The 21,321-nt window shown below is 38.9% G+C and carries 26 protein-coding genes; 17 read left to right on the top strand and 9 right to left on the bottom strand.

Translation table 11 applies throughout. From position 1 onward, the window contains the following. The first annotated feature begins 12 nt into the window (after window positions 1–12). Window positions 13–228 carry a hypothetical protein gene (locus tag ACZ5YP_RS03870; protein ID WP_464834475.1) on the top strand — a complete coding sequence of 72 codons (216 nt, stop codon included), beginning with the start codon at window positions 13–15 and terminating at the stop codon, window positions 226–228. On the opposite strand, the gene cysS is transcribed toward ACZ5YP_RS03870, so the two are convergent. Genes cysS through ACZ5YP_RS03855 form a run of 3 tightly spaced genes read right to left on the bottom strand, consistent with a single transcriptional unit; the run spans window position 225 to window position 3,020 of the window. Next, the gene (cysS, locus tag ACZ5YP_RS03865; protein ID WP_464834474.1) at window positions 225–1,706 is read right to left on the bottom strand and encodes a cysteine--tRNA ligase; all 1,482 of its coding nucleotides are present in this window, start codon (window positions 1,704–1,706) and stop codon (window positions 225–227) included. The two genes, ACZ5YP_RS03870 and cysS, sit on opposite strands and share 4 nt — an antisense overlap. Further along, on the bottom strand, window positions 1,675–2,406 hold the full coding sequence (locus ACZ5YP_RS03860; protein ID WP_464834473.1) for a purine-nucleoside phosphorylase: 732 nt from the start codon (window positions 2,404–2,406) through the stop codon (window positions 1,675–1,677). The genes cysS and ACZ5YP_RS03860 overlap by 32 nt, the downstream gene beginning before the upstream one ends. An 8-nt stretch (window positions 2,407–2,414) precedes the next feature. Continuing rightward, the gene (locus tag ACZ5YP_RS03855; protein ID WP_464834472.1) at window positions 2,415–3,020 is read right to left on the bottom strand and encodes a hypothetical protein; all 606 of its coding nucleotides are present in this window, start codon (window positions 3,018–3,020) and stop codon (window positions 2,415–2,417) included. A 104-nt stretch (window positions 3,021–3,124) separates the two neighbouring features. Here ACZ5YP_RS03855 and ACZ5YP_RS03850 point away from each other — a divergent pair, with 104 nt between their 5' ends. Beyond that, a complete protein-coding gene (locus ACZ5YP_RS03850; protein WP_464835946.1) occupies window positions 3,125–3,613 on the top strand; it encodes an adenosine-specific kinase in 489 nt (162 codons plus the stop codon). 20 nt (window positions 3,614–3,633) lie between these two features. On the opposite strand, the gene ACZ5YP_RS03845 is transcribed toward ACZ5YP_RS03850, so the two are convergent. After that, window positions 3,634–3,942 carry a TRAM domain-containing protein gene (locus tag ACZ5YP_RS03845; protein ID WP_464834471.1) on the bottom strand — a complete coding sequence of 103 codons (309 nt, stop codon included), beginning with the start codon at window positions 3,940–3,942 and terminating at the stop codon, window positions 3,634–3,636. A 78-nt stretch (window positions 3,943–4,020) separates the two neighbouring features. On the opposite strand from ACZ5YP_RS03845, the gene ACZ5YP_RS03840 reads away from it, so the two are divergent. The 5 genes from ACZ5YP_RS03840 to ACZ5YP_RS03820 all read left to right on the top strand — a co-directional run bounded on the left by ACZ5YP_RS03840 (window position 4,021) and on the right by ACZ5YP_RS03820 (window position 9,352). After that, window positions 4,021–4,623: a hypothetical protein gene (locus ACZ5YP_RS03840; protein ID WP_464834470.1), complete on the top strand. Its 603-nt coding sequence runs from the start codon at window positions 4,021–4,023 to the stop codon at window positions 4,621–4,623. Beyond that, on the top strand, window positions 4,598–5,236 hold the full coding sequence (locus ACZ5YP_RS03835; RefSeq protein WP_464834469.1) for an HAD-IB family phosphatase: 639 nt from the start codon (window positions 4,598–4,600) through the stop codon (window positions 5,234–5,236). The genes ACZ5YP_RS03840 and ACZ5YP_RS03835 overlap by 26 nt, the downstream gene beginning before the upstream one ends. 47 nt (window positions 5,237–5,283) lie before the next feature. Further along, window positions 5,284–6,420 carry a radical SAM protein gene (locus ACZ5YP_RS03830; RefSeq protein ID WP_464834468.1) on the top strand — a complete coding sequence of 379 codons (1,137 nt, stop codon included), beginning with the start codon at window positions 5,284–5,286 and terminating at the stop codon, window positions 6,418–6,420. Window positions 6,421–6,479: 59 nt separating this feature from the next. Then, window positions 6,480–6,827 carry a hypothetical protein gene (locus ACZ5YP_RS03825; protein WP_464835945.1) on the top strand — a complete coding sequence of 116 codons (348 nt, stop codon included), beginning with the start codon at window positions 6,480–6,482 and terminating at the stop codon, window positions 6,825–6,827. Window positions 6,828–6,910: 83 nt separating this feature from the next. After that, the gene (locus tag ACZ5YP_RS03820) at window positions 6,911–9,352 is read left to right on the top strand and encodes a valine--tRNA ligase (protein ID WP_464835927.1); all 2,442 of its coding nucleotides are present in this window, start codon (window positions 6,911–6,913) and stop codon (window positions 9,350–9,352) included. 4 nt (window positions 9,353–9,356) lie between these two features. On the opposite strand, the gene ACZ5YP_RS03815 is transcribed toward ACZ5YP_RS03820, so the two are convergent. Then, entirely contained in the window at window positions 9,357–10,007 is a 651-nt protein-coding gene (locus ACZ5YP_RS03815; RefSeq protein ID WP_464835926.1) for a PHP domain-containing protein, read from the bottom strand. Between the two features lie 80 nt (window positions 10,008–10,087). Between ACZ5YP_RS03815 and ACZ5YP_RS03810 the strand changes: the two genes are divergently transcribed. Then, window positions 10,088–10,297, top strand: a complete 210-nt coding sequence (locus ACZ5YP_RS03810) for an indolepyruvate ferredoxin oxidoreductase subunit alpha (protein ID WP_464835925.1) — start codon at window positions 10,088–10,090, stop codon at window positions 10,295–10,297. Window position 10,298: 1 nt separating this feature from the next. On the opposite strand, the gene ACZ5YP_RS03805 is transcribed toward ACZ5YP_RS03810, so the two are convergent. Next, entirely contained in the window at window positions 10,299–10,538 is a 240-nt protein-coding gene (locus tag ACZ5YP_RS03805; RefSeq protein ID WP_464835924.1) for a hypothetical protein, read from the bottom strand. A gap of 65 nt (window positions 10,539–10,603) precedes the next feature. Between ACZ5YP_RS03805 and ACZ5YP_RS03800 the strand changes: the two genes are divergently transcribed. Together ACZ5YP_RS03800 and ACZ5YP_RS03795 are read left to right on the top strand one after the other, a co-directional pair. Further along, window positions 10,604–11,287 (top strand): metallophosphoesterase family protein, encoded by a 684-nt coding sequence (locus ACZ5YP_RS03800; RefSeq protein ID WP_464835923.1) that lies wholly within the window; start codon window positions 10,604–10,606, stop codon window positions 11,285–11,287. A gap of 39 nt (window positions 11,288–11,326) precedes the next feature. Beyond that, window positions 11,327–12,199, top strand: coding sequence for a hypothetical protein (locus ACZ5YP_RS03795; RefSeq protein WP_464835922.1), 873 nt, complete (start codon window positions 11,327–11,329; stop codon window positions 12,197–12,199). A 2-nt stretch (window positions 12,200–12,201) separates the two neighbouring features. Here ACZ5YP_RS03795 and ACZ5YP_RS03790 read toward each other — a convergent pair whose 3' ends face one another. Together ACZ5YP_RS03790 and ACZ5YP_RS03785 are read right to left on the bottom strand one after the other, a co-directional pair. Next, window positions 12,202–12,792, bottom strand: a complete 591-nt coding sequence (locus tag ACZ5YP_RS03790) for an HD domain-containing protein (RefSeq protein ID WP_464835921.1) — start codon at window positions 12,790–12,792, stop codon at window positions 12,202–12,204. Continuing rightward, window positions 12,776–13,699, bottom strand: a complete 924-nt coding sequence (locus ACZ5YP_RS03785) for an N-glycosylase/DNA lyase (protein ID WP_464835920.1) — start codon at window positions 13,697–13,699, stop codon at window positions 12,776–12,778. Before ACZ5YP_RS03785 ends, ACZ5YP_RS03790 begins: the two co-directional genes overlap by 17 nt. Window positions 13,700–13,728: 29 nt before the next feature. Between ACZ5YP_RS03785 and ACZ5YP_RS03780 the strand changes: the two genes are divergently transcribed. From ACZ5YP_RS03780 to ACZ5YP_RS03760, 5 genes are all read left to right on the top strand, one after another. Continuing rightward, window positions 13,729–14,013, top strand: coding sequence for a hypothetical protein (locus ACZ5YP_RS03780; RefSeq protein ID WP_464835919.1), 285 nt, complete (start codon window positions 13,729–13,731; stop codon window positions 14,011–14,013). A gap of 8 nt (window positions 14,014–14,021) precedes the next feature. After that, window positions 14,022–14,315, top strand: coding sequence for a hypothetical protein (locus ACZ5YP_RS03775; protein WP_464835918.1), 294 nt, complete (start codon window positions 14,022–14,024; stop codon window positions 14,313–14,315). 8 nt (window positions 14,316–14,323) lie between these two features. Continuing rightward, window positions 14,324–14,860: an endonuclease gene (locus ACZ5YP_RS03770; protein ID WP_464835917.1), complete on the top strand. Its 537-nt coding sequence runs from the start codon at window positions 14,324–14,326 to the stop codon at window positions 14,858–14,860. Next, complete coding sequence (gene hisS / locus ACZ5YP_RS03765; protein ID WP_464835916.1) at window positions 14,853–16,133, top strand: histidine--tRNA ligase; 1,281 nt, start codon at window positions 14,853–14,855, stop codon at window positions 16,131–16,133. Before ACZ5YP_RS03770 ends, hisS begins: the two co-directional genes overlap by 8 nt. Before the next feature lie 67 nt (window positions 16,134–16,200). Beyond that, the gene (locus ACZ5YP_RS03760; RefSeq protein ID WP_464835915.1) at window positions 16,201–17,649 is read left to right on the top strand and encodes an RtcB family protein; all 1,449 of its coding nucleotides are present in this window, start codon (window positions 16,201–16,203) and stop codon (window positions 17,647–17,649) included. Window positions 17,650–17,699: 50 nt separating this feature from the next. Here ACZ5YP_RS03760 and ACZ5YP_RS03755 read toward each other — a convergent pair whose 3' ends face one another. Further along, window positions 17,700–17,936 (bottom strand): MoaD/ThiS family protein, encoded by a 237-nt coding sequence (locus tag ACZ5YP_RS03755; protein WP_464835914.1) that lies wholly within the window; start codon window positions 17,934–17,936, stop codon window positions 17,700–17,702. 127 nt (window positions 17,937–18,063) lie between these two features. On the opposite strand from ACZ5YP_RS03755, the gene ACZ5YP_RS03750 reads away from it, so the two are divergent. Both ACZ5YP_RS03750 and ACZ5YP_RS03745 read left to right on the top strand, forming a co-directional pair. After that, window positions 18,064–19,956: an aldehyde ferredoxin oxidoreductase family protein gene (locus tag ACZ5YP_RS03750; RefSeq protein ID WP_464835913.1), complete on the top strand. Its 1,893-nt coding sequence runs from the start codon at window positions 18,064–18,066 to the stop codon at window positions 19,954–19,956. 59 nt (window positions 19,957–20,015) lie between these two features. Next, window positions 20,016–21,113 carry a radical SAM protein gene (locus tag ACZ5YP_RS03745; RefSeq protein ID WP_464835912.1) on the top strand — a complete coding sequence of 366 codons (1,098 nt, stop codon included), beginning with the start codon at window positions 20,016–20,018 and terminating at the stop codon, window positions 21,111–21,113. Window positions 21,114–21,321: the final 208 nt, after the last annotated feature.

Raw genomic sequence — 21,321 nt, 5'->3', positions numbered from 1 at the left:
ATGGGTGTGATTATGCCAAAGACACCAAGTGTAATACTAAGAGAAGAATTAAAAAGTAGAAATATAGAGTTGCTAGACATCTATAGCTTTAAAGACCACGACGTTATAAGAGTACGCGATAAACTAACTGGTAAAGTTGCACTATATACTTCAAAGAGAAAGGTAAACACGCTGTCTTCAAAAGAAGAAATTGTAAAACTAGCTGATGAATTAAAGAAGTTGTTCTAACCAGGCTTTTTAATTCTAATCCATGTTGTTTCAAGTCCTTTATCCATTAATTGAATACCGTATTTAGCGAGCTCGCTCCTTATAGTATCTGCTAGATCATACATTCCTCTCTTTCGTAGTTCTCTTCTAACATCTACTAGTATGCCGATTAAACCATCTAGTTCTACTTCTTCTCTACTTGGCTCGGCCTCCTCGAATATATTGAATACGTAGTTAATTGATTTCAGTGTTTTCAATGCAAGTGAAACCAGCATGTGTTTTGGATTATACTGTATATCTCTATATATAGTGGTCAGCAACTTGTTGAGTGCTGCTATAGCTTCTGGTGTATTAAAGTCGTTGCTTAATGCCCTGTGGAACTCTATATATATATTGTTTAATTCTGCAACAATCTTTAAGTCATTGTCGTTTAAGTAGTGGAGGTCGCGGGCTTCTCTAGATAATTTGACTAGTAATTCGTAAGCTGATACTACACGATTATAGAGTTTTTCAGCTTGTTCTAGTGCTTCATCTGTAAATCCAAGTGGTTTTCTATAGTGTACTTGGAGATACCAGAGTCTAAGAACTCCTGGACTCCACTTCTTCAAAGCGTCTTTTAATGGAACAATATTGCCCAGGCTCTTACTCATTTTATCTGCTCCAACCATTACGAGTCCTGTATGCATCCATATTGATACCCATGGCTTCTCGTCGAAGAATGCCTCGCTCTGTGCTCTCTCGTTTTCATGGTGGGGGAATATTAGGTCTGTTCCACCACCGTGAATGTCGAATCTACCCCCTAGATACCTAGAACTCATTACACTGCACTCTATATGCCAGCCCGGTCTACCCTTCCCCCAGGGGCTCTCCCAGTATGGTTCTCCTGGTTTAGCTGCTTTCCAAAGAGCGAAGTCGTATGGTTTCTTTTTTTCGCCGAGGAATTCTGGTTCTTGATTCCAGTATTCTTTTTCTAGTCTACCCGATAGTCTTCCATAGTCTTCATACTTGTCTACTTCGAAGTAGACGCTTCCACTTGGTGTTACATAAGCATATCCTTTATCTATGAGTCTCTGTATGAACTCTATTATTTCATTTATATGGCTTGTTACTCTTGGATGGTGGTCTATTTTTACACCTAGTTTCTCTAGGGCTTCAAGGTAGTCTTTGGTGTATTCTTCTACTATTTCTCTCCAATCACGGTTTTCTTCATGGCTTCTCTTTATGATCTTGTCGTCTATATCAGTTATATTCATTACGTGTACTACATTGTATCCTCTAAGATTTAGATATCTCTTGAAGGAGTCGTAGACTACATATGTTCTTCCATGACCTATATGGGTGTAGTCGTAGACTGTGGGTCCACACACGTAGATTTTAACTGTTTGTGGTTGGAGAGGATAAAGTGGTTTTTCACTCTTAGAGAGGGTATCATATATTTTTATCTCGAATTGATTTGACACAATGTCTCTATTCACCTCTATAGTATCTACTATATACATCCATTATTATCTTTCCAGTCTTAATAAATAAATCTGCTAGCTCCTCCGTTGTCAGGTATTTCTTAAAGGCTTCTTCGCCGTGTAGTACATCACTTACTATTAATACACATGCAGTTTGAAATCCACGCATCCATCCAAGACCGAATAATACAGCGGCCTCCATTTCTACTGCTACTATTCCATAATGCTCCATTCTACTAGCGAAATCAGGTGATTCAGCGTAGAATGCATCACTAGAGAATACTGGTCCCTGTTTAAATGGTATTTTATTTTCTACGAGAGCTTCTATTATCCGTGTAGTTAGTACAGGATCTGGCGAGGTTGCTCCACAAATTCCAGGCATGTATTGTCCTAGAGCACAGCCACCACTAGGATATGCTGCTCCAGTTGCAACTATTATATCGCCTATTCTAGTATCTCTTCTAATTCCACCAGTTGTTCCAAGTCTCACTATTCTCTTTGCTCCTAGCTGGCTTAGTTCCTCGAATACTATTGCAGCACTCGGTCCTCCTATTCCGTGAGTAGCTAGTGTTATACGGTTGTTTTTATAGTGTCCTGTAACTACTTTTAGTCCTCTATGAGTATTTACTACTTTCGGGTCTTCGAGGAGGTTTGAGAGGAGGTCTATTCTACCAGGGTCTCCAGATGCAATTACGTTTTCAGCTATGTCTTCTTTTGAGGCCTTTATGTGAATGGGCATTAAACCACCTACTTACTACTTTTCTTCTTCCTGGTTTTTCTCTTTTTACTCTTTGACTTTGTCTTTGATTTTTTAGACTTTTTTCTCCTCTTCTTTTTCTTTTTCTCTTCTATTTTTGGTTTTGGTTTGGGTAGGAGGAGTTCGTGTGGATAGATTATTCTAGTGTATTCATTGCCTTCTAATACAATGAAGTCGTAGTCTATATTGTTTATTGATAGATTTCCCTCGTATACTATGAATTGTGATGATGGTTTATACTCGTATACTACACGGCAGTTAGTGGGCTCTGTACACTTAATAAAGAGTATTCTACGTAGGTATTGTGGTTTGGGTATTAGCACTGTAGACGCGTTGAGATCTCCGCCTTCACCAATAATTACTTTTTGACCGAGTGTTTCAACTTCTATTAGTACAAGTGAATCACTTGTTTTCTCGTGGACCATGTATTCACCGGCTACTTCGAGTAGTTTATTAATTACTTTTTCACGTGATTCTTCGCTATCTACTTCTTTAATATCCCATTTCTCGTCTTCTACGCGGAAGCCCGTAATACTCACATTATCGTCTTTTTCCTCGACTTGTTTCAACTTTAATATCTTAGTAGCTATTTTCAATGAATTCACCTATTATACCCCTCTCGAGTAGTTTGAAAAGCACTGGTACATCAATAGATAATAAATTTATCTCCACGTATATACTTTTATCATGGGGTGTACTCATGGATGTAAAATTCATTAAAATACCCGTTAAAATACCAGAGGGAGCAAACGTCATTATTGGTAGAAGCCACTTTATAAAGACAGTTGAAGACATATACGAGGTCCTCGTGACAAGTGTGCCAGGTATTAAATTTGGATTGGCATTTAACGAAGCAAGTGGTAAGAGATTGGTTCGCTACGAGGGAAACGATGAAGAACTAGTAAAAGTAGCTGTAGAGACAGCATTAAATATTGGTGCTGGACACACATTTGTCTTGTTTATTAGAAACGCGTATCCAATCAATGTATTAAACCAGTTGAAACAAGTTCAAGAAGTAGTATCACTATATGTCGCGACAGGTAATCCAGTCGAGGTAATAGTGGCTGAAACCAGTCAGGGTAGAACTATTATTGGAGTTGTTGATGGATATCCACCACTAGGTGTAGAATCAGAAGAGGATAAAAGGGAGAGAAAGGAATTTCTGAGGAAAATAGGGTATAAGAAGTAGAGTATACTATTGCAGTGCTACTAGTACTCGCTATTAGACTCGTTGAGCACGCTGATTATATGGCCTATGGCGATATCTCCTTGAATCTTAATTATTTTTATTTTTACTCTTGAACCGCTAGTAGCGTTTGGAATAATTATTTTTTTATCTCCATATCGAACTACTCCATTGCCTTTCTCGTCAATGTCGTATATATTGACTGTTATAACATCTCCTATTCTCAGACTCCTTTCTTCCGGGTTTCTTATTGATGGATAGATACTGAATCTCTGTATGTTGCTACTATATGGATTCCAACCCTGTTGTTTTTTATTGTTGTTTCTAGACACGTGTAACACACTATACGCTATGTCTTTTATCACTGGTTTAAATAAGTATAAAACCTTTAAAAAGTTTGAGGTGGTTGTTTGAAGCTTGATTTTCTAAGACACATAGCTAATCCATTGATTGATAAATACGTTGAAGAAGGAAAACTGTCTCCAAGAGATGCTATTGAAGTTAAAAAAGCACTATATAGAGCCGAGGAAAAATACAAGTTTAGTATTTATGGAGGAAGCCCATTAAATCTAGCTAGATACTTTGAATCAAAAGACTTTGAAGAGTTAATTCAACTCTTAAAATCTATGAATATAGTGGAACTACTATTCGACCTACTGGGAAAAATCGAGGAAGCATATCCAGAATACAAAGAGTTAATTGATAAAACAAGGGAAGTAAAAGAGAAGTACTTGTCTAAACCACTAGTAGAAACCAGTAGACAAGAAGAAGAAAAGAAGTGTATAGAAATAGATGAACTCGTTAAACTAGTAGAAGAGTATTTAAAACCAGAGAGCATCAATATCGAGAAAAACATAGTTAAAGCAGTAGTTAAAGGCGGGATAGAAGTAGATATTGGACTGTATAAACAACACATTAAAGTAGTAGTTAAAATTAATAGAAATGCAATTCAAACACCGAGAAGTATACTAGTCAAGGTGGCTGATATTGCAGAAAAAACTCTTTGTATTTGACTGTGATGGAGTATTAACAGTAGATAAAAGCAGCTGGGGATTCCTCCACGAGTATTTTGGTAGCCGAGACAACTCTTATTTCGCTGAACTATATAGAAAGGGAGTGATATCGTATCTTGACTGGATGAAAATAGATATAGCGTTAATGATACACAGCTATGGAAAACCAATAAAGAAGAGCGAAGTAGAAAACGCGCTTTCAAAAATAAAACTAAGAAACACGGCGAAGAGAGTAGTTGACGAAATTAAAAAGAAGGGCCATTACACGGCAATTGTTAGTAGTGGTGTCGACTTACTCGTAAAGAGGGTTTGTAGTGAACTAGGTGTAGACATCTGTTTATATAATGAACTCTACTTCTACAATGATGAACTAGTACCTGGTGGAGTAGCGAGAGTTCCACTGAGAGAAAAGAAAGAAGTAGTATTAAACCTAGCAAGTAGTCTCAGTGTAAATAGAGAAAACGTTGTATACGTGGGAGATAGCGAGTGGGATATAGAGATATTTAAATCCGTTGGTGTTTCAATAGCTGTTGAACCCTGTGGGAAAGCGTGTCAACACGCTAAATACGTAGTTAGAGATCTAGATAAAATCCTCGAGCTAGGGTTGATATAGAGTAGTATTGAATAGGGATTGAAACACACTATATATACGGGTAGTCCATGGTAGACTGGTTTATTACACTATGGAATTACAGACCAGACGCTCTAACAGTTTGGAGCGACCCGGTAGTCAAGGAGAGATTGTCACATTACTATAGTGTAATGAAAAATGAAAAACCAGCTAGATTTCTAGTTGCAAAACTCCTCGCAGTAGATGTAGACCCATATAATTCAGAGATGAGTATTGAAGAACTCTGGAAAATACACGAAGAAGCAGCAAGGGTATTTCAGGGATTTTACAGAGACGTGGCTTCCGAGGGCCTTCGTGGACTCGAGAAATACGAAAAACCAAGGTATAGCTATCTAGATGTAAAAATCGCTATTGCATACCGGCTAGTAAACCCATGCAGACTATGTGAACGTAGATGTGGAGTTCTAAGACTAGAGGGAAAACCAGGTGTTTGCACAATGGATAAAGATGTAATAGTACACAGCTACTTCCACCACATGGGTGAAGAAGCACCACTGGTTCCAAGTGGAACAATATTCTATGGAGGATGTAATTTCAAGTGCGTGTTTTGCCAAAACTACGATATAAGCCAGGTAAACCCGCGGAGTGGTGAGAAGTTAACTCCTCGAGAACTAGCATCTATACAAGTCTATTTAAGGCGTACTGGCGCCCGGAATATAAACCATGTAGGCGGGGATCCAACGCCGCACATTCCATTCATACTTGAAAGCTTCAAATACGTTGATGTAAACGTTCCCCAGTTATGGAATAGCAATATGTATATGAGCGAGGAGTCTATGAAGCTATTAGAAGACATTATTGACATATGGCTACCAGACCTCAAATACGGTAACAACCAGTGTGCTTGGAGGCTCAGTAAAGTTAGAAACTACTGGGAGGTTGCGACGAGAAATATAAAGAGAGCGCATGATAGTGGAGACATTATTATAAGACACCTCGTTCTACCAAACCATATTGAATGCTGTACAAAACCAGTACTTGAATGGATTGCAAAGAATACACCTAGAGCACTAGTTAACATAATGGACCAGTATAGACCAGAACACCTCGTAGTAAAATACCCCGAAATGTATAAAGATATTGCTAGAAGACCCCGTCACAGCGAGATTATGGAGGCATATAGAATAGCAGATGAACTGGGATTAGTCTACAAACCTGTCTCCTAATTTAAACTACTTCTCTAATTAAAGACAATACTGGAAACGAGGTGTAGTGGGATTTGAGCGTGGAGGGAGTAAACGAGTATTACTTCGATAATTACTATAGAGTAGTCGTCCTCGAAGATGAAGGGGGCTTCTTAGTATCAGTAGATGTATATATTACTGATTGGCGTCTAGGAGAACCAGTTGAAAAATGCATAAACAACACTTGTCTACTAGTAAAAGAGATCACTCTAAACAATAGTCAAGAATATCCATGCAATCCCAGTAAAATCACTATTATAGGTGTGAAAACAAGTGGTAAGAGAGAAACAATTAGTGTTAAATGGCTCTGTAGAGAGAAACCAGGATATAATCAGATTCAAGCACTCTACGAGCTATCTTGGAGAATAGCTCGTGGAGAACAGATTTAATCTTAAATAATACCTCTCTATATATACACCAGTAGTTGAAGATGATAGTTTACAGTGTATGATTGGTAAGGGCGAGAAACACTATGATTAAGGAGTTTAAACCAAAAATATCTTCTACTAGGTGGGATCCAAGTAGAGAACTAGAACTAGCTAAGAAGTGGGAAGAAGAGAAACTATACGAGTTCCACTTCTCCCCCGAAGACCCCAGAGAAATAATTGCAATAGATACTCCTCCACCATATGCGAGTGGAAAATGGCATGTTGGTGGAGCAGCACACTATGCTCAAATAGACATGATTGCACGATACTTCCGCATGAAGGGATACAACGTTATTGTCCCATTTTACGCTGATAGAAATGGACTACCAGTTGAAGTGCAAGTAGAAAAAGCATACAAGATAAATGCTCATGAATACGCTAAAACACCAGAGGGGAGAGCGAAATTCCTAGAAATGTGCAAGGCTTTCCTAGATAAAACAGAAGAAGAACTCGTAAAGATATGGAAGAGACTTGGATGCAGTTTTGACTACTGGAGGAATGGTACTGATAGCCCCGAATATAGACGTATAACACAAGCAACATTTATTGAGTTGTTTAATAGGGGATTGATATACGAAGCGGAGAGGCCAGTAAACTTCTGCCCCAGGTGTAAAACTACTCTTGCAGACGCTGAATTAGAGTATTTAGAGGAAGAGGGCTATTTATACTATATTAAATTCCCATTGAAAGACTCTAGTGAATACCTAGTTGTAGCTACTACGAGGCCCGAGCTACTCAGGTCTTGTAAAGCACTAGCATATAATCCAAAAGACGAGAGGTATAAACACTTAGAGGGTAGAGTAGCTATTAACCCATTATACGGTCATGAAATGCCAATTCTACAACACGATATAATAGACCCTGATTTCGGTACAGGACTAGTAATGATATGTAGTTATGGAGACCACGCAGATGTTGTTATGTTTAGAGACCTGGGATTAGAGCCAATAGTAATAGTAGACAAAGATGGAAAACTAACAGAAGAAGCCGGCCCACTAGCAGGATTAACTATTAGAGAGGCGAGAGCTAAAGCAGTAGAACTACTAGAAGCTAAAGGCCTGTTATTAAAGAAAGAAAAGATAAAACACAATGTTCCTGTTTGCTGGAGGTGTAAAACACCAATTCAAATAATACACGCGCGTGAATGGTTTCTTAAACAACTAGAATTCAAAGATGCACTACTAAAACTAATTGATGAAATGGAGTTTAAACCAGAATTCCACAAGGTAAAACTAGTAGACTGGATTAACTCTGTTACAACTGATTGGCCAATAAGTAGAGATAGATTCTACGCTACAGAAGTACCTGTTTGGAGATGTAGAAAGTGTGGTGCTATACTAGTACCAGAACCCGGTAGATACTATCAGCCATGGAGAGACCCACCACCATGGGATAAATGCCCTAAGTGTGGAGCACCAGCTAGCGAGTTAGAAGGCGAGAAGAAAGTATTCGACACGTGGTTTGACAGCAGTATCTCTGTACTATATGTTACAGGCTACTTGAGAAACCCCGAATTATTTAATAAAGCATTCAAGAACACTATTAGACCGCAGGGCGTAGACATTGTTAGAACATGGCTATACTACACTATTCTCAGAGTATACCAGTTAACTGGTAAACCAGCATTTAGATGGATACGTATAAGTGGAATGGGATTAGACGAGAAAGGAGAAGCAATGCATAAATCAAAAGGTAATGTAATAGATCCAGAGCCATTCCTAGAGAAGTATGGTGCAGACGCCTTTAGATTCTGGGCTGCATCTAGTGCTAAACTAGGCTACGACTACAGGTTTAGTGAGGCAACAATTAAAACAGGACTGTTATTTGCAACCAAGCTGTGGAATATAGCTAGATACATATCAAACTTCCCAGAGCCAGATACATACGAATTGAGGCCAATAGATAGAGCTACACTTGCACTACTCAATAGAGTATTACTCAACGTAGACTCTGGATATAGAGAGCTAGATGTATACATACCAGTAAGTGAAATATACCAGTTTACATGGAACTACTTTGCATCACACTACTTAGAGCTAACTAAGACAAGAGCTTACAATGCTAGTGGTAAATACAGCGTGGAGGAACAAAAGGCAGCTTGGTATGTACTACACTACACGTTAAAAGCTATTCTCCGTGCACTAGCACCAATAATGCCGTTTGTAACAGACGCTATTTATAGAGAACTATATGGTAGAACAGTCCATAAAGAGGTATTCCCAGAACCAGAAGAAGAATACCTAGAAGAAAACCCAGACCTAGCATTGAAGGTAATAGAGGTTAACCACGCTATATGGAAGTACAAGAAGGAAAATGGATTAAAACTATCACAGCCACTAGAAGTCAAAGTATACCTACCAATAAGTATTAAACCAGCACTAGAAGAACTAGTAGACCTACATGGATTAAAGAACGTTGATTTCTACGAGGAGAAACCACCAGAAAACACTATTGATATTGGTGGAGGAGTTTATATTCAACGCTGATTTTCTATCTAAATAGTTTTTCAATACTCCATATTACTCTGTCTATTCTTGTTTTAAAAGGGGGTTTTCCATAAACAGGCCTTGTCAACCCCTTTCTAATAGATTCGAAAATAGCCTCTATTTTTAAATCACTTACTTCAATTACGTTGAATGCAGCGCCAATCTCGCCGGGTATGTGTGCGTCGCTATTTGCTAGTCCTGGCTTGCCGAGTATTCTCGCTGCTTCAATTGCTTTTTTATTAGCTCCTCTTGTTGCAGATGCATTCCATACCTCGATAGCATCCCAGTCTCTGTATTCAAATACAAGGTCGCCTATACCCAGTCTGAGAGTGTCGAATGGGTGTGCTGGTACAATTAAACAGTTTTCACTGTGTGCTTTTTCTATTAGAGCATCTACTCTACGTGGAAAATCTATTTCTCTCTCACAGTATAAGAGTATATCTCCATGCTCGCTTCTAACTTCAACTCCAGGTATTACGAGGACACCAGTGTTTTCCATGTATCGTTTTGCGTGTATACTACCAGTAAATGTATCGTGGTCGGTTATTGATACAACTTGTAAACCGTGCTCGCGAGCAGTATAGAGTATTTCTAGAGGCCCTGCTCTCCCATCACTAAAAGACGAGTGTATGTGTAAATCGGCTTTAACAAGCACAACAAACACCTTTAATTCACAAAACTTTTAGTGTTTAACACGTTTTAAACATAGCTGGTGGTTATAGAGGTGTATTGTTTTTGCACGTAGTTGTTTTAGTTGAAAGGGAGGAGTGTGATCTATGCGGTCTCTGCGTGGAGTATTGTCCTGGCCACGTATTTAGTATTAGAGATAAACAATTGCTAGTCAATGAATCAAAGTGTTTAGAGTGCTATGTATGTATACCTATTTGTCCAAAGAGAGCTATAAGAATAGAGGTTTACAATGGACAACGCAGTCTCTTTAAATAAATTATTCAAAATATGGTTTTAACTCGTTTCTACAATATGGGCATTTATAGTGTACTTTTCTAGCGTCTGCTGCACAGAAATATGCTTTTAACCCGTTAGATAGGCATTTTGGACAATAATATATGTTCTTTAACTCATATCCCTGGAAGAAGTCTAGTGTTGTAGCACACATTATACACTTCTCTGTCGTCCAACCCTTATGTCCTGGTTTATTTGCACCTCTAAGCAAGCCAATAGTCATATTTTTCACCCTTCCCACATATCTAAGGGATAGAGGGGTTTTTAAATTAATATAGAGGTGTGGTAATGAATATACTGGCTACTTCAGACGTCCACAGTCCCACGCATCTACCTTTATTTCTAGAGGCGCTTAAAAACACTGTGAGTGAACCAGATATAATTGTATTTGCTGGAGACATGGTTGAAAGAAACAATGTATTTGCTCTTAGACACGTCTTAGATGTTGTTTCAAAACGGTTTCCAAGAGCTAGAATTATCTCTGTCTTCGGAAATGACGAGTATAGGGGCTACGAAAAACTATATATGTCAATATATAAAGAAGTAACATGGCTAAACGATGACTACACTACTCTTAATGACAATGAACTATGTATTATAGGGACAAGAGGGGCGCTGGATAAGCCAACTCCATGGCAGGCTAGAAATATACCAGATATACAGAAATACTACATTGAACTACCATTTAGAATAGAGCAAATGGCGTTAAATCTGAGAAATCAAGGTTGTAGAAAAATAGTTTTGATTTCACACTATGGTGTAACGAGAAAAAACCTAGTAGGCGAGAAAATAGAGACATATCCATATCTAGCTTCTACAAGATTCGAGAAAGTAATTAGAAAGGAGATTATAGACTTAGTAATTCATGGACATGTTCATCTAGGATTATACGAAGTAGTCTATGTAAAAGACGTTCCAGTATACAATGTAGCTCTCCCAGCAAGAAAGAAACTCGTTGAAATCAAGATATAGGAGTCGTTGTATATAACTAGTTTTTGACTGGTGTATTCAATGGAGGAGTCTTTAAGTATAGTAAAAACACTTGTAAGAGGAGTATTAACGGGGGTAAACGCATATATAAAGCCCGGTGGAGTCCACAGACTAGTACCAGTTAAAATACTCGATGAAGTAGTATGTAATATCACTTCGAGTATAGACTTCCTAGTAGAAGCGGTTGAAGCAGGTATACGTGTTAGAAAAGGAGAGCTGGTAGCTACAAGTGTAGACTACGCAAAACTGTTTACTGGGCCTTTAAAAGAGAGTTTTAGAAACTGTAGTGGCGTACACCCAGAATACCTCATCCCTCTCTCAGTATTCGGCTTTACTATTGGCCTCAGCGACGTAGAAAGCATTCTCGAAGAGAGCAACAAGTTTAAAAAAGCACTTGAAACAGTAAACGGGGTAAACAAGTGGAGTGATATAAAACAATTAATAGAGGTCTTTAGAGTTGTTGGACGCAACGATATGTATGAACATTTACAAGCAACTGGTTATACACAAATAACACTTTTAAGGTCGGGAGTAACCTTCAACGAGGTATTTAGGGTATTGAGTTCTAAGTGGCGTGGATTTACACTAGTAGATTCAAAAGAAGGAGTTGTATTCCACTATTTAAAACAACTAGTTGATCTACACAAAGAGTATAAATCACTTGAAAACGCCTTGATAGCACTCTACATGGACTTGATAAAACAACACGTCCCTCAATCCCTCCAAGACAAAGTAAGAGAAGCACAGAATTGTAAATACATGGCTACACCAGAATGCGTGAGGATAATGTATGAACTAGACGTATTGTTTAGAAAGAATAAATTAAACTTTGAATGGGCAAGTGAGATTACAGCGTTGACAGCAGCACTTGCAAGTTTTGAGGGTCTGAAGTAGAATTATTCTCCATTCATCTCTCTTTCTAATAGTTCTATTAGAAAACGTGTTCTCTCAGTGTATTTCTCTGCTATTTTTCTAGAGTAGTTGTAGTGCATGAGTTTGTGTAGTTTTAATATTTTCTCGTAGAAGTGGTTCAGTGATACCTCTAAGCTCCTACCGTGTTTTTCACCGTATAGGAATACACGTAGAAAACCAATTAATCCAAGCGCGTCTAGTTTATCTGCATCACTGAGTATTTTACCCAATACATCTGGGTTTACATTGTTGTTTTTAGAATAGCTAAAACTATGTGCTTTTATTGCCTCGACGACTTGTTTTAATTCTATTTCACTACACTCTGCTTCTTTTAGCAACTCCTCAGCGATTAAAGCAGAGTAGTATGCGTGTGGTTCACCTATTTCTCTTCCAATATCGTGGAGGTAAACAGCTAGTTTTAAAAGTAGTGGATTTACATCGAGTTCTTCGTTTTCTCTTATTCTCAATGCCCACTTGTATACTCTTTCAACGTGGTGTATTCCATGCTCTATTGATTTATCGTAGAGTGCTTTGGCGATTAAAACAATTATTTCTGATTTAATGGTGTTGCACATATCTCCCAGCACACTCTAATAGTATTCTAGCTGTTTCCAACGGTATACTTACACCATGCTTGGTTAATAGTGTTTCAACGGTTTTTTCCGGGTTGAAAGAGTTTTCTACTGCAATCCCTGTAAACAACCATGTAAACACGTCTAGTAGTAGACATGGTATTTGTGTAATTGTACAAACAGTATTCCATGCATTTCTAACTACTCTACTGTAACTACTACTTGTTAATTCTTTAGCACACTTGTGTAAATCTACATTACTGCAATTACTCACTATACAGCTTGTTAGAGCGAGCAGCGCGTTTCTATAGTCTACTGGTATACTTATACCTGTGAAATCAGGTGTTAAACCACTAGCTATACAGTAGTATCCATACATTTTCGCGGCAAACACGATGGTCTTACTATCCCGGTCTACTCCCAGTGTACGTGATAATTCGTCTACTAGATCTTTTACTCTACTACAGTATTGTAGTGGATTAGCAACTAGTTTCTCAGCTAGTTTAGAAGAAGTGAAAACACGTATTCTCTTAATTTTCTGATCTAGGCTTCTAGTGCAGTGTGTTTCAACGAGGAATCTTTCAAATCTACTGGGTAGTGGTTCACTACTTGGCTTGCTAAAATACCTTGAAAACACTGTCCAATACTCCTCGCCCGGCATGGATAACTGGTAGCTTATTAACGCGTTTGAAACAACTAGTAGAGCTGTCCAACTACTAACTAGAGATCCAAGTAGGTTTTTAACAGCTGTATACTGTGGATCTCTAGTTAACAATTGAGAAATCACATGTTCTATTTTCTTTAATTCACTTGCAACTAGTTTTACTCTTTCATTGTCGACAACTAGCCGGCTTGTAATTTCAAACCACCATTTATGTTTTATATAAGTATGTATACCAGTATTATTCACAACGAATTAAATCGTCGAGTTGAATAGTAATGGCATCTATTGTTTTCACTTGTAAAAACAATGAAATAGTTGGTTTTAACGAAGCAGAAGAACTAGTAGTATACGACATGGACTCAAAGAAGATTACTGCTAGATTAAAGAAACCTAGAAATATAGAGTTATTAGAGGATATATTAGAAGAATACGATCCATGGATAATTGCCACAGTAGAAGTAGACCCAGAAATACACGACCAACTACGCGAAATGGGGTTTAAAGTAGAAATTGTAAAACCCTCTAAACTCAACGATTATATTGAAGAAGTATTCGGGTAGACAGCTTTATGCTTATAAAACACATAGCACTCGACTTGTCAACAAGAGATCCAGGCGTTGAAGAAGGAATTAGGCGTGTTTTAACAAGTAGTTGTATAGAGCTGTATAGAGGTAGTGTTGAAAGAGGAGATCTCATAGTCTATAATTGTAGAGATTCGATTGTATCAACATTGAAAACAAGTGATTTTCTACTAGTAGACATTATTGGAGAAGAACGTGTATTTGAAGAACTATTAAATGTTCTGCCACGCGAGTACATTATGGTTAGACTCTTAGAGAGAGGGTTTCCAGTGAATAGGTGACTACTTTAATGGCTACTCGAAACGATCAATTAATCGTCTTTTTCGATGAAAACAACTGCGTTGGTTTCAAGAAGAGGAATTCGTTAACAGATGAACTACATGAAAAATGGTATGGAGTCTATAGAGAAGGGGTTTTTGTATTAAACCTTGTTGAACTAGCATATCTACTATCAACTAGTAGAGTAGTTGTAAAGAATGGAGATAAAGATATAAGTACACTACAAGAACTTGTTTCACAATACAATAAGTGTTTTGATACTAGTTTCTGGCCTATGCTCTCAGTGTTTAAAGACCTTAGAGAGAGGGGTAGGAGAGTTAGAGTATTAGGCCCTATGAAATTCCTCGTTAAAGACAAATCGGGTGATTTAAGACTAGTATACATTCTCGAAGAAAAGTATTCAGTCAGTGTAAACCGCCTCGTAGAGTTAATTGAAGAGGCTAGAAGGAATAATCTAAAGGCAACTCTTGCAATTGTGAGTTTACAGGGAGAGTTAACATATTACGAGTCTAATCTAGTTGATTTATGGGTTGAGAAAAATGAGTGAGTATAATCCACCACGTGGTATGAGGGACATTATTGGTGAAGACGCCGAACTATACGAGTATTTATTTGAAGAATTCAAGTCAACCGCTAGAAGACATGGATTTGAACCAATTATAACTCCTACACTAGAATACTTCTCGCTCTTTGAAGCTAAGAGTGGCGAGGAAATAAAGAAGTCAATGTATGTATTCGAGGATAAAGCAGGACGTAGAGTAGCATTGAGGCCCGAGGTAACGGCGAGTGTTATTAGAGCTTATCTTAGACAGTTAAGAGCTAGGCCAAAACCCATTAGACTCTACTACGTAGCACAATGTTTTAGATACGAGGAGCCACAACATGCTAGGTATAGAGAGTTCTGGCAGGGTGGACTAGAAGTTATTGGAGACCCAGATGTAAATGGTGATCTAGCCGCTGCTACTACAGCTAGTAGCTTCCTCGAAGAAATAGGTGTAAAACACTACTATGAAGTAGGTAATGTAGCAATATACAGAGCTTTTATGAGTGCAATGGGTTTGAGTGAAGAAGTACAAGACCACATCCTCCACTTAATAGATAAAGATAGAATTAACGAAGCACTCTCAGAGTTGAAAAACCTAGTTGGAGATAAAACAGAAATAATAGAGAGACTGGTTTCAACTGAGGACCTTGATAAAGTAGAATCTCTTGTAAACGAATACAAAGACTTTCTAGGAGAGAAATACGAGAGAGTTATACAAGAACAATCAAGACTTAGAGACTTTATTACTATTCTACGAGAACTAGGCTTCAACGCTAAATACCAGCCTAAACTCGTTAGGGGTCTAGCATACTATACTGGATTGATCTTTGAATACAAATTAGAAAACGCGCCGGGAGCTCCAAGTATTGGTGGTGGTGGTAGATATGATGGTTTAACAATGGTTTACAACGGCCCCTTTGAGTATTCAACCGGCCTCGCACTTGGAATAGATAGAATAGCTCTAGCGTTGAGTGGGAGAGAGCTACCGAGAACATATCGGAAAATAGCAATATTGGTAATTGGCAATGCACCACTAGTTATTGGCTATAAAATACTAGATAGAATAGTAAAAACAAACCGTGGAGTAACCGGCTTTGTCTTAAAGACAAAATCTCTCCCTAAATCACTCGAATACGCTGGTAAAATAGGAGTTGACTACACGGTAATAATTGGTGAGAGAGAATATAGAGAGGGAGTTGTAGCATTAAAAGACATGAAGACTGGTGAACAAGTAAAACTATCTATTGATGAATTGATCAACAGGTTTTCTCAGTAGAGCACTCTATAATCTTAATAAGCACAATAAGTATTCTCATATATAGAGTCTTTTATGGGTGTCTCTCTTGGCTAGATTGAAACTAGAGAGAATTAGTGAATACGAGTGGCGTATTCCAAAAGGAGCAAAACCATGTATGAATACCGATGCAATTATCTTTGCAGACGAATACCTATTAGAGAAAATGGAGAGCGATTTAACACTCGACCAGGCGGCCAATGTCGCCTGTCTACCGGGTATTAAACTATACTCTTACGTCATGCCGGACGGCCACCAGGGATATGGTTTTCCAATAGGTGGAGTTGCAGGATTCGACGTTGAAGAGGGCGTTATAAGTCCTGGTGGTGTTGGCTACGATATAAACTGTGGTGTTAGAGTACTGAGAACTAATCTATCAGTAGAAGACGTTAAACCAAGACTAAAAGACCTAGTAGATACATTGTTTAGAAATGTACCAAGTGGTGTTGGCTCAACCGGCCAGTTAAGACTCTCGTTCAAAGACCTAGACGAGGTATTAGAATACGGTGTTAAATGGGCTATTGAACACGGTTTTGGATGGGAGAGAGACGCCGAGCACACAGAAGAGCGTGGATCAATGAAGGGCGCTAGAGCAGATAAAGTAAGCAAGGTTGCAAAGCAAAGAGGACACGAGCAGCTGGGTACACTGGGTGCTGGAAACCACTTCTTAGAAATACAAGTAGTAGATAGAATATACGACCCCGAAATAGCGAAAGTAATGGGTATTACACACGTTGGACAGATAACAGTAATGGTTCACACTGGTAGCCGTGGACTAGGACACCAAGTAGCAAGCGACTACTTGCAAATCATGGAGAGAGCAATGAGGAAGTATGGTATAAACGTACCAGATAGAGAGCTAGCAGGACTTCCATTTAAGAGCCCCGAAGCACAAGACTACTTCGCCGCAATGGCTGCAGCAGCAAACTTCGCCTGGACTAATAGACAGATAATTACACACTGGGTTAGAGAGAGCTTTAGAAAAGTATTTAGACAAGACCCTGAAGCACTTGGAATGGAGTTAATCTACGATGTAGCACACAACATAGCTAAAATAGAAGAACACATTGTAAACGGCGAGAAACACAGAGTAGTAGTACACAGGAAGGGAGCTACAAGAGCCTTCCCACCAGGACACCCAGAAATACCAAGCGACTATTCGAGTATAGGGCAACCAGTATTAATACCTGGAAGTATGGGTACAGCGAGCTATATACTAGTTGGTACACCACACGGTGCTAGAACATGGTATAGTGCACCACATGGTGCTGGTAGATGGCTGAGCAGAGGAGATGCTATTAGAACACAACCACCAGAGAAAGTAATAGAGGAATTAAGTAGCAAGGGAGTAGTATTGAGAGCAGCAACAAGGAGAGTTATAAGCGAAGAAGCACCAGAAGCATATAAAGACGTAGACCGCGTAGTACTAGTAGCTGAAAAAGTGAAAATTGCTAAACCAGTTGTGAGACTCATACCAATAGGAGTAGTAAAAGGCTAGTGTTTTCACAATTTTCTCTCTACTACTTTAAAAGAAATACGTGTAAATATTCAACCACCTGCATACAATGGCATTACGAGTACTTCGTCTCCATTATTTAAAACCTGTTTTTCCTGTGGAAACCTATAGTTAACGTATACTACTCCCTTTGTTTTTACTTCTTCGAGTTCACGTGATATTATCTCTACAAGGTCTTCTATTGTAGCATCATCGTTTAACTCGTATATTCTCTCCTTTCCCATTTTCTCGGCGAATGTTGAGATAAATTTTACTTTCACGTATTTCATATTTCTCTAACCCAGTGTATATATGTGTATTGTTAATTTAAATCATTGTGTCAACATTTCCCACAGTTGTAGTAATGTTTATAAACTTAGAGATGTATAGTTTATCCCTGGAAAGGTGTCATAACTAATGCCTGGAGGATATATGGGTAGAGTCCTACGTGTAGACCTTTGGAAGGAGAAAGTATATGTTGAACCACTCCCACCAGAAAACATTCTTAGAATGTGGCTTGGTGGGCGTGGACTGGGAGTATACTACATGTTGAAAGAGGTTAATCCAAGAGTAGACCCGTTTAGCCCAGAAAACAAGGCTATAGTTGCTACAGGGCCTGTTACGGGTATTGCTGGTATTCCGGCTAGTGGTAGATGGTGTTCTGTCACCAAGTCTCCACTGACAAATACTATTCACGATGCACAGAGCGGTGGTAAATTCGGCCCTGAATTAAAAATGGCTGGCTTCGACCTTGTAATAATAGAGGGTAAAGCAGAGAAACCAGTATACCTGTGGATTCAAGATGGAAAAGCAGAGTTGAGAGATGCTAGACACTTATGGGGTAAAGATACTCATGCTACTACAGACGAGATAATCGAGGAGTTAACACCAGTGGTTGGAAGAGACGAGGCTAGACACATTAAAGTCGCTTGTATTGGACCAGCTGGCGAGAGATTAGTTAGATATGCGTGTATTATAAACGATAAGAGTAGAGCTGCTGGTAGAGGAGGACATGGAGCAGTATGGGGTAGTAAGAACTTCAAGGCTATAGCTGTTCGTGGACATTTGAAACCAAAGGTAGCTAGGGAAGAAGTATTTAAAGAAACAGTTGTTAAATCAATGGATTTAATAAAGAAGTCTCCTGTTACAAGCGAGGGTCTACCCAAGTATGGAACAGCTATCCTAGTAAACATTATTAATGCACACGGTATATTCCCCGCACGCAATTTCCAAACTGGTGTCTTCCAAGAAGCAGATAAGATAAGCGGTGAGACAATAGCTAGAGAAATCATGGACTGGGAGAAGTATAGGGAAGAAATATGCTGGGGTTGCCCAATAGGTTGTGCTAGATACACTAGAATCAATAAACCACCATTTACTGGTGAGGGCGGTGGTCCAGAATACGAGACAGTATGGGCTCTCGGTGCACAAACAGGTACTGGAGACCTGGCAGCAGTATCAAAAGCAAACTATTTGTGCAATGAGCTTGGATTAGACACTATATCAATGGGCCACGTTATAGGTACATTCCTAGAACTAGTTGAAAAAGGCAAGATTCCACCCGAGAAGCTTAGAGGGCTGAAAGCAGAGTGGGGTAATGGAGAAGTACTAGTTGAACTAGTGTGGAGAACAGCGTATAGATCTGGTATTGGAGACGACCTTGCAGAGGGAGCGTTGAGACTAGCAAGCAAGTATGGTGCTCCAGAACTAGCAATGGTTGTAAGAGGACAAGAGCTACCAGCATACGATCCACGCGGTGTACAAGGACATGGATTAGCATATGCGACAAGCAATCGTGGTGGATGCCACTTAAGAGCATACCTTATATCACCAGAAGTACTGGGAGTACCGGTTAAAGTAGATAGGTTTGAAACAAAGGGTAAGGGTAGACTAGTCAAAGAAATGCAAGATGCCTTCGCAGCACTAGACAGCATGATCGTCTGCAAATTCGTCACGTTTGCATACTATGTCGATGTACTAGCAGAACAAGTATCAGCTGTTACGGGTTGGGATGTAACACCCGAGGAATTCTACAAGATAGGAGAGAGAATATACAACGCGGAGAGAGCATTTAATGTACTATCATTTGGAGACGGCGAGGAATACGATACACTACCAAAGAGACTACTAGAAGAACCAATGCCTGAGGGCCCAGTAAAAGGACACGTTGTAAGACTGAAAGAAATGCTACCAGAATACTACGAGGCAAGAGGCTGGATCAAGGGCCGTCCAACAAGGGCTAAACTCGAAGAACTAGGATTAAAGTGGCTGGCTGATAGACTAGAAGAAGAAGGGTTACTCCCAGGTTAAATCCAATTCTTTTTTAACCTACTCCAACCCCCATATACTGGTTTATAGAGGTTTAAGCCTTGAGTATTCTTAGAATAGGAGATTGGATTATAACACATACAGAGTCTTTTAAACCAAGAGAAATAGTTTTAGAAGTATCTACAAAGTGTAATCTACAGTGTATACACTGCTTCCGCTACGCCGTACAGGGCTTTAAATACACCGACCTAGACTTTGAATCCTATAGGAAAATATTGGATAACGCAGTGGATTCCAGTGTAAAAAAGATAGTGTTTACTGGTTGGGGAGAGCCAACAATAAACCCCTACATCCTAGACATGCTGGAGTATGCGAAGAAGCACGGGTTATACACAGTATTAAACACTAATGGTATTCTACTAAGCGAGCTAGCCAGCGACCTTGTAAAAATAGGTGTTGACGAGCTATATGTTAGTATTGACGCTGTAGACGTCGAGTTATACGGGGAAATCCGTAGACTAGGCGATCTCTCAATAGTATCACAGGGTTTAAAAACACTATTAGAGCATAAAGAAAAGTCTTCTACTAGAGCCCCCGTTGTAAAAACCATATATACTATTAACAAATTAAATATTAGTAGCATAGAGAAAATCCTCGACTACGCTGTAGAAGCAGGTATACAAGAAGTATATCTAAGCCTCTATATTCCATATGAAGGGGGCCTTAGAGGCCTTGAGTGCGATAGTGAAGACTGTCTACGCGAGCTTAAAATACAACTAGAGAAAATAGCAATCAAAGCAATTAATTCACCAGTTAAAATCTCGGCTCCCAATATCTCATCTTATACTTCGCGTCAATGCCCCTTTGCATTCAATAGAGCAATCTTTATTCGAAGCGATGGAAAAGCATCTCCCTGTATATACATGGCTTATACATGGACAACTATATACCGTGGAGTAAAGAGGATAATACAGGAATACATTATTGGAGATGCATTAAACGAGAAGATCACAGAGATATGGAGGAGAAACATAGACATGTACTTCAAATTATTCTTTAACTACATGCCTTCATGTATAGACTGCGAACTCGTAAAATACTGTAGCTACACACTAAGCACAGAATTTGACTGCTGGGGAAACAAACCAAACTGCTCGCACTGTCCATACCACTACAAATCCTCATACTGCCCAGTCTAATACAATGTAGAAAACCATAAAACAGGGGGTCTAGCAAGGAAGAAAAGAATACATTGTTTTCCCAGAATTCACTTCCACCGTTAAGAGTAAAAGAATATTCATACCAGTATCTCTTATACTCAATAATACGATAGAAGTTAGGATATGGAATACAGCATATAAATTAATCACTGTAAAACCACTGAGTATTGAACAATAGGGTAGAACA

This window comes from Sulfophobococcus zilligii (assembly GCF_055398255.1).
This window is presented reverse-complemented; position numbering and strand designations above follow the sequence as displayed.